The organism is Nostoc sp. ATCC 53789, assembly GCF_009873495.1.
In the GTDB taxonomy this organism is placed as follows: Bacteria; Cyanobacteriota; Cyanobacteriia; order Cyanobacteriales; family Nostocaceae; genus Nostoc; species Nostoc muscorum_A.
Window position 1 is genome coordinate 43,824 of sequence record NZ_CP046709.1, and the last position, 12,254, is coordinate 56,077.

Annotated in this window: 14 protein-coding genes; 9 read left to right on the top strand and 5 right to left on the bottom strand. The window is 39.0% G+C overall.

Annotated elements, in window-relative coordinates; translation table 11 throughout:
- Nucleotides 1–113 precede the first annotated feature (113 nt).
- A complete protein-coding gene (locus tag GJB62_RS35260; RefSeq protein WP_147262455.1) occupies nucleotides 114–1,706 on the top strand; it encodes a hypothetical protein in 1,593 nt (530 codons plus the stop codon).
- 4 nt (nucleotides 1,707–1,710) lie between these two features.
- The gene (locus tag GJB62_RS35265; RefSeq protein ID WP_245246343.1) at nucleotides 1,711–2,208 is read left to right on the top strand and encodes a GIY-YIG nuclease family protein; all 498 of its coding nucleotides are present in this window, start codon (nucleotides 1,711–1,713) and stop codon (nucleotides 2,206–2,208) included.
- Between the two features lie 107 nt (nucleotides 2,209–2,315).
- Here GJB62_RS35265 and GJB62_RS36855 read toward each other — a convergent pair whose 3' ends face one another.
- Nucleotides 2,316–2,477, bottom strand: a complete 162-nt coding sequence (locus GJB62_RS36855) for a hypothetical protein (RefSeq protein ID WP_167756049.1) — start codon at nucleotides 2,475–2,477, stop codon at nucleotides 2,316–2,318.
- 232 nt (nucleotides 2,478–2,709) lie between these two features.
- Here GJB62_RS36855 and GJB62_RS35270 point away from each other — a divergent pair, with 232 nt between their 5' ends.
- The 3 genes from GJB62_RS35270 to GJB62_RS35280 all read left to right on the top strand — a co-directional run bounded on the left by GJB62_RS35270 (nucleotide 2,710) and on the right by GJB62_RS35280 (nucleotide 5,218).
- Nucleotides 2,710–3,750 (top strand): protelomerase family protein, encoded by a 1,041-nt coding sequence (locus tag GJB62_RS35270; protein ID WP_114080798.1) that lies wholly within the window; start codon nucleotides 2,710–2,712, stop codon nucleotides 3,748–3,750.
- 82 nt (nucleotides 3,751–3,832) lie between these two features.
- Nucleotides 3,833–4,798 carry a hypothetical protein gene (locus GJB62_RS35275; protein ID WP_114080799.1) on the top strand — a complete coding sequence of 322 codons (966 nt, stop codon included), beginning with the start codon at nucleotides 3,833–3,835 and terminating at the stop codon, nucleotides 4,796–4,798.
- A 225-nt stretch (nucleotides 4,799–5,023) separates the two neighbouring features.
- Nucleotides 5,024–5,218 (top strand): hypothetical protein, encoded by a 195-nt coding sequence (locus tag GJB62_RS35280; RefSeq protein ID WP_114080800.1) that lies wholly within the window; start codon nucleotides 5,024–5,026, stop codon nucleotides 5,216–5,218.
- Nucleotides 5,219–5,301: 83 nt separating this feature from the next.
- On the opposite strand, the gene GJB62_RS35285 is transcribed toward GJB62_RS35280, so the two are convergent.
- Nucleotides 5,302–6,336 carry a pentapeptide repeat-containing protein gene (locus tag GJB62_RS35285; RefSeq protein ID WP_114080801.1) on the bottom strand — a complete coding sequence of 345 codons (1,035 nt, stop codon included), beginning with the start codon at nucleotides 6,334–6,336 and terminating at the stop codon, nucleotides 5,302–5,304.
- A 99-nt stretch (nucleotides 6,337–6,435) separates the two neighbouring features.
- Here GJB62_RS35285 and GJB62_RS35290 point away from each other — a divergent pair, with 99 nt between their 5' ends.
- Both GJB62_RS35290 and GJB62_RS37250 read left to right on the top strand, forming a co-directional pair.
- Nucleotides 6,436–7,344: a transposase family protein gene (locus GJB62_RS35290; RefSeq protein WP_159402448.1), complete on the top strand. Its 909-nt coding sequence runs from the start codon at nucleotides 6,436–6,438 to the stop codon at nucleotides 7,342–7,344.
- An 884-nt stretch (nucleotides 7,345–8,228) separates the two neighbouring features.
- Nucleotides 8,229–8,387 carry a hypothetical protein gene (locus GJB62_RS37250; RefSeq protein ID WP_181852802.1) on the top strand — a complete coding sequence of 53 codons (159 nt, stop codon included), beginning with the start codon at nucleotides 8,229–8,231 and terminating at the stop codon, nucleotides 8,385–8,387.
- A gap of 296 nt (nucleotides 8,388–8,683) precedes the next feature.
- Here GJB62_RS37250 and GJB62_RS35300 read toward each other — a convergent pair whose 3' ends face one another.
- Nucleotides 8,684–8,836: a hypothetical protein gene (locus GJB62_RS35300; protein WP_159402693.1), complete on the bottom strand. Its 153-nt coding sequence runs from the start codon at nucleotides 8,834–8,836 to the stop codon at nucleotides 8,684–8,686.
- A gap of 638 nt (nucleotides 8,837–9,474) precedes the next feature.
- On the opposite strand from GJB62_RS35300, the gene GJB62_RS35310 reads away from it, so the two are divergent.
- Both GJB62_RS35310 and GJB62_RS35315 read left to right on the top strand, forming a co-directional pair.
- The gene (locus GJB62_RS35310; RefSeq protein ID WP_114080993.1) at nucleotides 9,475–10,365 is read left to right on the top strand and encodes a pentapeptide repeat-containing protein; all 891 of its coding nucleotides are present in this window, start codon (nucleotides 9,475–9,477) and stop codon (nucleotides 10,363–10,365) included.
- 460 nt (nucleotides 10,366–10,825) lie between these two features.
- Complete coding sequence (locus GJB62_RS35315) at nucleotides 10,826–11,053, top strand: hypothetical protein (RefSeq protein WP_114080992.1); 228 nt, start codon at nucleotides 10,826–10,828, stop codon at nucleotides 11,051–11,053.
- A gap of 203 nt (nucleotides 11,054–11,256) precedes the next feature.
- On the opposite strand, the gene GJB62_RS35320 is transcribed toward GJB62_RS35315, so the two are convergent.
- The gene (locus GJB62_RS35320) at nucleotides 11,257–11,445 is read right to left on the bottom strand and encodes a hypothetical protein (protein ID WP_114080991.1); all 189 of its coding nucleotides are present in this window, start codon (nucleotides 11,443–11,445) and stop codon (nucleotides 11,257–11,259) included.
- 389 nt (nucleotides 11,446–11,834) lie between these two features.
- A complete protein-coding gene (locus tag GJB62_RS35325) occupies nucleotides 11,835–12,020 on the bottom strand; it encodes a hypothetical protein (RefSeq protein WP_147262463.1) in 186 nt (61 codons plus the stop codon).
- Between the last annotated feature and the right edge of the window lie 234 nt (nucleotides 12,021–12,254).

The following is a 12,254-nucleotide window of genomic DNA, read 5'->3' on the forward strand; positions in this document are numbered from 1 at the left end:
ACTTTAAATCTCAAGTAGAAACGGGAGCTAATCAACGTTTTCAACTTGCTAAGTCTCAGGAATTAGAGAAAATTTACTTAGAGCATGACTCGATAACCAGTGAAGCTATGCAGTTGTTTAGACGGCTTCAATCTTGGGGCGAGAAAGTAGCGCACGGACATCAAAGCAAAGCTGAAATTATCAAGAGTTTAGCAAGTAGTTACAACGAAAATTTAGATGAGGTTGGGGAAGCGATCGCCAGTGAGCGCCAAAACTATCTTTTACAAATCGAGCTACTGAACGAGCGTATAGGTCAGCTACAGCAGCAATTACAAGGTGATTTAATAGAACCTGTTTATGGTGACTTTGGCTTTGATATCAACGGGAAAATCGCCAACGAAATAGCGCGTACTCTGTTTAGTGATCTCAGGCTAGCTTTGAGCGTTAAAGGCTTTCAGGTAAAGCCTGACGGCGTTGTAGATGTTGGTTATGGCTATTCTCGCTCTGTGCATCCTAAAGCCATTGTGGAGGCTATTAGCAAGCATTCTGAGACGCTGGCTAAGAAGTTAGGATTATTTAAAATAACAAGCGTTCGCAAGCTGGAAATAACCGATTGTATTTTGGTCTGCTACCGTATGGAGCCAGCCATCAAAGCAGATGAAATTAAGCTGATGGTTGGGACTCCTGACGAATTTATAAACTACGTCACTTCTCACCCTATCCGCTATCGGCTGATTGCAGATCCGGGCGTTGGTAAAACCCCAACCACTGCGGTAATGATTAGCGAAATTCTCAAAGCTGGTTGTACTCGCGGCAATACCGGGAAGGGTGAGAAAGTGCCTCATACTCTGGTTACTGTGTCTTACCCCGGTGCGGTTGGTTCACTCAAAGATAGCAATTATCCTTTAGAGCATTTCCTTAAGTATGGCGACACAACAGCCGCGATTAAGTCCTTTGATGATTGCTTGGATGATGGAAATTTTCGAGTTAAAAATCCCACATTTGCTGCTAAGTTCTTTCAAATTTGGGCATGGGATGAATTAGATAATACTCTAAATTCTTGCTCGGAACCTTACGCAGCAGGTGAAAACCTTAAGAAGATTCTTAAACAGTTTGGTCACAATAATATCGGCTGGATTGTGTCGGGTCAATCAGTGATGACCAAACAAATCCCAGGTTTTACCAACGATGATCGGTCACTGTTTACCGAAATAATCATTGGCATTCCCAAGATTAGACATTACCTAAATACTTACGGAAAAGGGAAAAATAGTGAGTCTAATTTGGCTAAATTAACTCGTAACTTAGACGCTATAGAGGAATATATCGACCAGAAAAACGGGTTAGTTACCGATGATGCCAGATTATTGAGAGTAGCCTTAGTAGTCGATTCTCGCTCACCTAAGCTCTACTTTTTACCTAATCTCGATAGGGTGAGTTTCAACTATCAAGAAACAGAGGAGACAAAGCGACTGGCAAGGCTTGCCAAGTCCTCTGGCACAATTGGCAACGAGCTAGAAACCGGAGGCTTAAAGCCTTATACAGCAAGTAATAGTCAAATGGTAAGCTTGCCACCAAAAACGACTATAGGGGGTAGTCACCAATCTGGTACAAGTCCCCACTGTCCCCACTGTGGAAGCGCAAATTTAAAGCTACAGAATGATGATAGATATCGCTGTCTAGGCTGTAAAAAGCGCACAGTTAGCAATAAGATTATCTGGAAATAAATATATGAATTTTGATGATATTTCAACAATTGTCTATCAGCCTAAAAATGACCATGAGCCAGGATTTATATATTTAATGGAAGCAGAGTCCTATCATGGCTTAATTCCCGGTGCTTGGTTACGTCGTTGCAAAATTGGGTTATCTCGCAATCCAGAAGCTAGACTTGATAATTTTCACCGAAATCAACCGCCTTGTAATGTGAAAATTCTCAGGACTATTTATGTAGAGAATATGGCAGAAGTAGAAGGTGAGTTACATCAACAATTTAGCCAATGCAATGTTGAGTTAATCAAAAGTAAAGAATGGTTTGATTTTAATGCAGTGCAATTTATGATGGTTAATTGGGAGTTTGAGAAGCGATCGCTGTATGTTTTCAGTCTTAGTGAATTGCCAATTAAGCTAATCATTTTCAGCATGATCTGGCTATTATTCGTGGGAGCTATAGCGGGAAGATTAACAAGTCAGCCACCAATGCAGCCGCAAAAACAATTAGCTAAGTAAGCAAAATTTAAGGGTAGACAGAGATTACTTATGAGAATGTTCTTTATATGATTCTCATAAGTAATCAATCAAAAAATTAAGGGAGGTTGTTAGCCTCCCTTTGGTTCTTAGAACGGTGTGTTACCCGTCTCGTTTATCTTGGCGAGATATCCGCGCCAGTAATCGCCCTCAGTTGTTTTAGGTGGCAGTGCGATCGCCGCGTCGAACTCTCCATCAAAGTAATCATTAGCAGCTTGGGATTGTTGAGGTTTAGCAATTGTGAGTAACATACAGACATCCTTATTTAACGTGTGGCGGTTAGCAGCCGCCTTTTCTTATCCCTATACTAACCCTCTTGACTATATATTGACAAGCAGTTATGTATAGGGATAGTTGAGGAATATTCTGATTAGCCCTCAAAATTCTTATGGCTATACAAATCAAGATGTATTGACATAAATATAGTCCTTGGTTACTATCTAAATATATGAAATTTGATTTAAGTAACTAAGGAATACTGATATGTCAAGGCAGTTGGAAGATTCGGAAGATTTAAAAAATACTTATGTTGATGAGCGCGTTCAATGGTTGCTGCCACAATTTGAGGCGATCGCCCCCTACAAAATGAATGAGCGTAAAAAGGGTATACGAAACGCAGCTTTACTTGGCTGGGAACAGCTAGCAGCGATTGAAGCGAAAAACTTAAAACTTACTTATCCAGATGACCGGTCAGAAAGTGAAAGAGAGTATGGCACGGCATTAAGGCAGATTACTGCATTAAAAAAAGAACTCAAAAGCGCTGCAAAAACTGATTTAAAAGACGATGCTCTTTATAATCCAGTACTCACAATCATTACTCATTTTGGCAATGCTTTAAGCTACCAGTTTGCAAGTTACAAGCAGAATCAAAACACTCGCTACAGAGAAACTGTTACAGAACGTAGGGAAAAAATAAACAGAATTGAAATTGACCTTACAGACTCTCTAAAGTATGCCTACAATATTTTGACTGATATTAAAAATGGTGATGATGCTAATTGGCTCGATGTAAGTTGTGCGATTGCACTGGCAACAGGCCGCCGTATGGGTGAAGTACATCTATCAGCCAGCTTTGAAGAAATTGACACTTACACACTTGCTTTTAAAGGTCAATTAAAAGGTAAAACCCGTAAGGTGAGACAAGGCGATAAAGCAGTTTATATCAGAGATGTAATTTTTAAAATCCCTACGTTATTACCTGCTGAATTGGTCTGTTTTGCCTTGCAGTGGCTTGATGGAAAAGGTAAACGATTTCCACAAACTGAAGACCCTGAACGAGTCAACAGACGGTTTAGCAAAACCTTAAATGAATCTTGTAAACAATGGGATATTTTTCCTAAAGATGAACGCACTTATCACAAGTTCCGTGCTGCATATTTGAGAGCAGCGATTGTAAATGATGGAAATATTGACCCCTACGACTTTACAGACTTCGCTAAAGCAGTGCTAGGGGATGACGACGAAAACACTATCAACGCCTACAAGCGTTATGAAATTAAACCGGGAACGCTTACCCGTATTTAATAAAATCCCTATACTAACCCTCTTGACATATACTTTATAAGAGGGTTAGTATAGGGATAATTACGAAATAGATGTTTTGATTATGGCTAAGTGGGATGAGGTGGGGCAAGAGTTAGTCAAAAAACTGGGTAGTGTCAAAAAAGAGTCAACTATTCAAAAATTGGCAGTTGCAGTAATTGAGCAAATTAGGGAGTCTTACGCGGAGCCTAACAGCCGCAGAACTCCATTATCCAAAGTACGTAAGGCAGTTCTAGAAGCTTTCCCCGATACCGAAACTCAAGAACATCCTTGGCAGTATTTCACTAATAAAGGTAAAGGGAATATTGAGCGATATCAGCATTTAGCTCTCAAGTATTTAACTCTTTCAACTGAAGAATGGGACGCTGTAGGGGACGAAGCAAGACAGCAGTGGAAAGCACAGCAGCAGGCTGAAAAATCAGAACAACAACTTAAGCCAGAAACGCAATTAGAGAAACAGCCTAAGTCAGAGACTAAGAAAAAATTTCAAACTGTAAAATCAACCGAAAAAGAAACCACTCTTAATGATATGAATATTTCACAATTGCAATTGGATGCTGATACTCAAGCAGTAGTAGAAGCCGCGATCGCTCATTCTGGTATAACACTTGCTGATTTCGTTCGTAAAGCTTGCCAAGTGTACGCTAAAACCATCACTGGTAAAGTTAAACAGTTTTCAGAAGACTTGACAGCAGTATCTACAGAAGAATTAAAAAGTGATACTTATAAAACCCATCCTGGACGCGCTGAAGAATTGACAAGACGCGCTATTTATGCCTTAGAAATTCACAATAATAATTGCACTGAAAAAAGCCAAAAGTGGATGATTACTCAGACGGCTATACAATCGCTCACAGGGAGTAAGCCAGCTACTATCAAGGCAATTTTGGAGAATTATAAAACCAGGCTTGATGACCACAACGCTAAACATGAATTAAACGCATACGACAACCGCAAAGGTGGCGGCCGCCAAATTGAGAACGAGATTGATTTAGCGGTACTTGTACCAAATGGACTCGATATAGCATAGCTGTGTCTGTAGCAGTGGGGGAGGTGCGTAGTTTGCTGTCGTAGGCATCGCATACAGTCAAATAATAGGTTTGGTAAATACAGTTTCCATAACCTATTTTTCAACCCCATCGCCTACTATGCACAAACTACAGAAGCACGACAAAAGCAGCGGACGTAGGGGAGCGGAAGCGATCGCCTCGCAATTACGAACCAAGCACTTAGGGATTTCTCCGGCTGTAACGGTTTGCTGGTACGCGATTGGATTGAAGCCCATAAGGATGAAGTGATTAGCCATAATGCTAAGTTCGGCATGAAGAACAAGAAAGACCTCAGTAACCCTGCCAGCTATGCCAATAAAGGAAAGGAAACCGATAAAATTCTGTTGCTGATAAACGAAGAATTCCTTAGTGGGGAAGGCTTTAAAGCAGGGAGAAACTAAAGCGGTGTTAGTAAGATGAATGGAAAGTGCTAACCGCTTTTTGGTTATATCGGGATAGAGCTGTGACCTAAAGAATTTTATTTTTAGTCAGCGATTTTCAAAAGTACTTCACATAAACCTTTTTTATCTTTTAGTTCTTCTGGGGGTAAGCCTAGTTTTTTGCGAATATCTGAATCGTAGTGTGCTTTTTCCCAATTATGGGCAGATTTAACTATATCTATAGTTAGAAGTTTTGCTTCTCTTAGGTCAGCACCATCAAGATTTGCCCCATCCAAAATAACTTTTTCAACCTTAATTAATTGTTCATTTTCATTAAAGTATTCAAGTGCAAAATGGGCACCTCTCATATCTGCTCCAGTAAGATCAGCATTTTTAAGATTTGTACCATTTAAATGAATATCACGCAGGCAAGAATATGTTAGGTCAGCATTATAAAGATTTGCATTATCAAGTAGGGCACTTTGGAGAATAGCGCTAGATAAATTAGCTTCTTGCAAATTAGTTCTTATAAGGGCTGTCTTTCTTAGATCAGCATACCTAAGTTTGGCTTTCTGGAGATTAGCATCTCGAATACTCGCGTTCTTAAGCTTCGCACTTAAAAGATAAGCATTATTTAATCTTATTTTATCTAAATTAGCATTGTTAGCAGTTAAAGATTCTAAGGATACGCCATCTTTATTAAGGTCTTGGATAGCTTCAATTCTCCCCCCACTACCTTGTTGACCCAATGCAGAATTAATCACTTGCCAAGCTTGATAATGGGCTTGTTTCTGGCGTATAGGAGATTCTCTTATATAATTTATTAGCCCAATTATAATAGTTATGAGAATTCCACTTTCAACTACTTTAAATAAAGCTTTTTTTAGTAAAAAAATCTTCTTGTTTTTGGGAAGATGGATGAACCAAATTCCCCATCTTTGAGGAAATTGTCGCCAATGTTTTAGTTTCGGATAAGGTTCGATCTCTTCTTCATTTCTAAGTTCATATAAACGAATATAAATATCTAAGGGTATATTCAATCGATATGCTTCTGTTAACAAATCATATTCTTTTTTTAATTTATTAACTCCGTCATAAATACGGGTAAAGCTTTCCTTTAGCTCCTCAATACTTGGCATATTATGATTTTTACTTGTCAGTACAAACTAATAGACTTATCCTTAATATAAATAGCATGAGATAATAAAAAGTTGGAGTAGCAATTATGTGGAAAGAATATGACAAGTCCTTTGGCAAGAATTGAATCGTATCCTCATGAAGCTAAACGCCTAATTGGAATTAGTTATGACCATTTTTTAGCATTGGTCGGCCTGGCAGAGCAAAGGCATATAGAAAAACAGGCAGAAATTGAAAAAAAGAAAATTCGGATTATCGCTCCTGGAGGCGGGCGTAAACCAGAAATGTCAGCCAAAGAAGGAATATGCTTATGTCTAGTTTACCTGAGACAAAAACCAATTTTTGAGATTTTAGGGTTGCTGTTTAACATTTCCAAAACTAAAGCCAATGATGCCTTCAATTATTGGGTAGATATTTTGCGAGATATTTTACCAGCATCTCAAATAGAAGAAGTATCAACAGATAGTCAAAAATATCAAGAATTACAGCGAATGCTGTCTGAATACGAATTAATTGTCGATAGCACTGAACAACCTACAGCAAGACCTGTAGACTATCAAGAGCAAAAACGATACTACTCTGGCAAGAAAAAAATGCACACTCTGAAAAATCAATTTATTGTTCTACCTGGAGGGGAAGATATTGTCGATGTCCGTGTCGGAATGTTAGGGAAAACAAGCGATATTAATTTATTTCGAGAAACCCGCCATAAATTTACTGACACGCAACAGTTTCTCGGCGATAAAGCTTATATAGGAGATGATGCCATTACCACCCCTCATAAGAAACGAAAAAATACAGAAATCTCGGAATTACAAAAACAAGAGAATAAAGAACTTTCGTCACGCCGAATCGCTGTTGAACACATGATATGTCGGGTAAAAATATTTCGAGTAGCCAGTGATAGATTCCGTCTAGCTCGACATCGATATAATCAGGTAATTCTGGCTGTTTGTGGGCTGGTAAGATTAAGAATTAATCGGTTATTTTCTGTTACTCTTAGTACTTAATTTGCTATTTGTAAATTCATTTATTCTGATTCTACGTTTTTGCTCTAATTCCATTTTTTTCTCTCTCAATGCCTTCAAACCCTTATTTCCTCGTACAGCCAGATGGCGATCGCTCCTTCCGTGCAAATCCTTGTAACTCTCTCCTGGTAAGCTTTCATGATTCGCGGATGAGTCTAATGTTGCATCTAGTGTTAAAAATATCCTCAGTATAATCCCTGTATTTAAATTCTTGCTCCTGGATTACTAGTCCATCTAATTTTTAATAGGTGCAGCTTTTAATATGGGACTGTCTAGATTTGAAGGCGTTAACGAAATCGATTACAAAGGCTGCACCATCAAAACTATGGAAAATAGTAGTGGTCTTGGGACTGGAAAATAGATACTAAATATACTAGCCTTGCTATTATTACGGGTTCGGGCAATACTTCTTCCGAAAATGCTGCAATCAAACAGGCTAAAGAGAAGATTGATCAGGCAGTTCGTAGTGCTTGGTAAATAAATTGTGGCCGCAATATTTGGGTTGCGATCGCAACCCAGTAAACAAGTCACAAAATACTTCAACTCCTTGTGTGTTCAGGCTTTTTTATGATGTCGGTTAAGCTTTATTTCCCGATAATTGCCCAAAAACTTTTTTGTTTTGACGACAGCTATACTAAAGGCATTTTGTGCAAAGGCATGGTTATGAGTCAGAACAAGGGTTGCTCATGTTTAGGGATAATTGTCCTATCCTCTTGCTTGACTGGCTGTGTGCTTACAGTTTTTATATCTTTGATTCTTCTAAGGATTACTTGTAGTACAAGCTTTCTAGAGTCTCAATGCAAAGATGATCGTGCTACAGAAGTAGGAGTAATCATCGCAGCGTCATGTATTGCAGTTGTTTCATTATGTGGGATTGTAGGATTGAGCCAAGCGTTTTGGAAGAAACCAGAGTAAGTGCGATCGCCTCTCCTCCCTTCATTCCCCAATACCCAATACCTAATTGCCACTGTCTAACGGTGGCTTTGCCGTGGTCATCGCTGGAAATGCGTAGCTTGCCGCCGTAGGCATCGCTACCGTTACCAAAAACTTTGGAGCGCGGTTATGGGAGTTATGCCACAGAAAAATAATAAGCATAACTATTGGGGCGATGACCTAACCGTTCGACAGGCAATCGCCTTGGGAAGAAATAGGTTTGGTAAAAGACAGTTTCCATAACCTATTTTTTAATCCTGTGTAAGTATATAAAAAAGTTCAACAATTCTAGTCTCTCAAAGCATTGATTTTTCGTGGTTGGGTGCAAGTCCACATAAAAATAAGTTGAACAATTTGGGGATGGAAAAGGGATCAATTTACCACTTTTTCAACATAGAGACACCAAACTCAAATAAAAAAGTTCAACAATTAGGAGAGTGATTCTACCCGAATGTGGGCGCGATGGGCTACGCCCCGCCGGAGCGATCGCTCTAGTAATAACGTAGCGATCGCACGGCGGTAAGACTTGCGAGCAATTCATGGACGGATGCCTGGAGCGGGGTAAAGCACCCAACAGAAATTGTAGAACTTTTTTATTTATTGTTGAACTTTTTTATTCCTCTACATCCTGTCCCGTTGTAACCGTCCAATCTTCCCAGTTTACTTATGAGAATCGATTTTCTCTATAGCTAAAGTAGGAAAGGTAGGAAAGGTACGGAGTTTTTTTAAATACCTTGTTTAGTTAGCTAATAACCTGTAACTTGATAGCTATTACGTTTCTAGTCAGTCAGTAAAAACCATGAATCATCTGCTCTTCCCCTAAGCCAGGAAGGGTTTTTTGTTGGGTGGCATAGAATCCCTATTAGAGATTGAAACCTTGTTTAAATGAGCGTTGAAATTTTGAGATGACTAGCTTTTGTCAATAAGTTCGCCTACCCGACCACAGTGATGCCTAATACGGCTTTAATCCTTGCTGTGCGTCTCTTTAACCCCAGTGTCGTCAAACTCCACTTTTCCGACAACTCTATTAAAGATTGGCTTAACCAGAAACTTAGAAGCAAGATTAGATACACTTCACAGCAATCAGGCTTGTACAGATTTAGAGGAAGTTTACATTGCATAAGTCGATGTCAGTCAGCAATAATACTATATGTGGTTAATTTGTTGACAGTATTACTTATGCTTAAGTCTTTTTGCTTGTTAAGTGTAGCAATTGTTTTTTTATTTTCAGCGGATAATCACGCACGGGGGACGAACACTGACCCTGTTCAACAATTATTAACTACGAAACAATGCCCAAAGTGTAACTTGTTTGGAGCATATTTAGGCTATCGTGATTTATCAAAGGCTAATTTAGCAGGAGCGTATTTAGGCGGTGCTAATTTATCAAATACTAATTTAACAGGAGCTAATTTATCAGGAGTTGATTTAACAGGAGCATCTTTATCAAACGCTAATTTATCAGAAGCTAATTTAGCAGGAGCATATTTATCAGGTGTATCTTTATCAAGAACTGATTTAACAGGAGCTAATTTATCAGGAGCTACTTTAGGAAAAGTCTCTTTATTAAGAGCTAATTTATCAAGAGCTAATTTAGCAGGAGCATATTTATCAGGAGCTGATTTAACAGGAGCTAATTTATCAGGAGCTACTTTATCAAGAACTGATTTAACAGGAGCTAATTTAGTTCAAACTATTGCAGTAGGTACAAATCTTAGTAATTCTAATTTATTTTTATCAAATTTACAAGAAGCTAATTTAACTGATGCTAATCTAACTAATGCTAGAATAGGCAACGCTTTCATTTCATTAACTAATTTAACTAGTGCTAATTTAACTAAAGCTTTATTAATGCAATCTAGCTTATACAAAGCTAATTTAACTAGTGCCAATCTAACTAACGCTAACTTAAGCCAAGCTTTTCTTGTACAAGCTAATTTAAAAAACGCTAATCTTAAAAATGCTGAGTTGTCTCAAGCTAATTTATCATCTGCAAAACTTGATGGAGCTAACCTTGAAGGAGCTAATTTTCAAGCTGCTATAATGCCAGATTTAAAAATTCATCCTTAGCAGGAGAAGATGCTGTATCCTTTAAAATGACCTACAGCCTGCGATAAACCTCAAGCTATACAAATACCTGTAATCACTAGTAAAACCCTCGCCACACGCCCCAAACTAACCCGACATCCTACGACGGGAATTCACCTCATAATTCCCCTGACCACGCCCAAATATCCCGCTAATTTTCACAAGCTCCCCACTGCCCCAAATAATTTCGCCAAAGTTAGCAAGTATACAAGAACTGATTGCAAATATTGCCTATCGCTCCTCTACATGGGAAGTTAATTTTAATATATAGAGAAGCGATAGGCAAATTGCTGTAAATTTTACCCCGTAAGCATCACAACGATTTAGCTTCTGCGAAATATTCTCAATAATATTTCATAACCAGAGCGATAGGCAATCCAATTATGCACACGATTGGAGTTAAGATAGAGAAGCTTAACTCCAATCATGCACACAATTGGAAATGACGAAAGAACGAAAAATTTCACAGGCATCTCTCGAAAATTTAAAGCTCGGTGCGATCGCACGACGGAAAGGCAAGGTCAGAGTTACCCTCTCTTTGCTACCAACGACAATTCAATGGCTAAAAAAACACGATGCCAACGGAAATATGAGTGAATGCGTAGATGAGATCGTCAGGCGGATTGTGGCAGGGGAACTGGTGAAACCATCTGTAGACAAACCCGCTTAATTGAAGTTATGCCAAATAAATAATTACAAGGCATAACCACTTTCTACTAATGCCCAATCTCGTCTCAGGGGTAACAACATAATGCTAATTTTTGATACAACATAATGCTGATTCCTGATATATTATGCTTTCAAATAGTGAAGCTCCTTTGCAGAGGAGCTTCACTTTAAATCGATTAAATTACTATAAAGACACTGAACCTATCAGTGTCTTTTTCCCTTACCTTTACCCTTGGTATCATTAGAACTGTCGTCATTTTCGCTGGTACTTAAAACTACAACAGCGTCGATTGCCACAGGAACAATAACCTGAGCATGATTTCTCAAATCAGGTAACACTAAGCAAGTCGCTAGTGCTGCTGAAACGATGGATAGTGGAATTATGTTTTTCATGAGTCAAAATGTGAACTTTATTTATCATTCAGTGAACTGAATAACTCACTTTATCGTGCTGCTGTTGCAAATACAGTTAGCGATCGCACTAGTTAGAGATTGGACTTTTTGTCTTCAAGGGGCGACAAGCGAGTTAAAGTGCTTTCTGTATAAGCTTCATAGCCCTTAAACCTCTGAGATAAAAGCTCGGTGTGATCAGCACGACGCAGGGGCAAAGTCAGAGTTACCCTCTCACTCCTACCAACGACAATTCAATGGCTCAAAAAACACGATGCAAACGAAAATATGAGCGCCTGTGTTGATGAAATTGTCCGGCGTATTATCGCTGGTGAACTGGTAAAACCATCTGTAGACAAACCCTCTTAATTAAAGTTATGCCGCATAAATAATTACAAGGCATAACCACGCTCTACTAATGCCCAATGCCTAATGCCGTATGTCACCATGCTTTCAATACTGCGATGGCAGGCATCGCTGACAGGAGATGCTGTAGCCAGTACAATGCCCAATGTCACCACGCCTACAATACTGCGATGGCTACGCCCGCCGCAGGCATCGCTCACAGGAGGAGACACGCCAATCACTATACAGACAGCTATGAACAGGGATAATCTTTAACTGTAGACATATCCCTATACTAGAGGTAATGTATGCAGACATATCCCTATACTAGAGGTAATGTATGCAGACATATCCCTATACTAGAGGTAATGTATGCAGACATATCCCTATACTAGAGGTAATGTATGCAGACATATCCCTATACTAGAGGTAATGTATAGTCCTTGCTATCATTCCTTGTTCTCTAG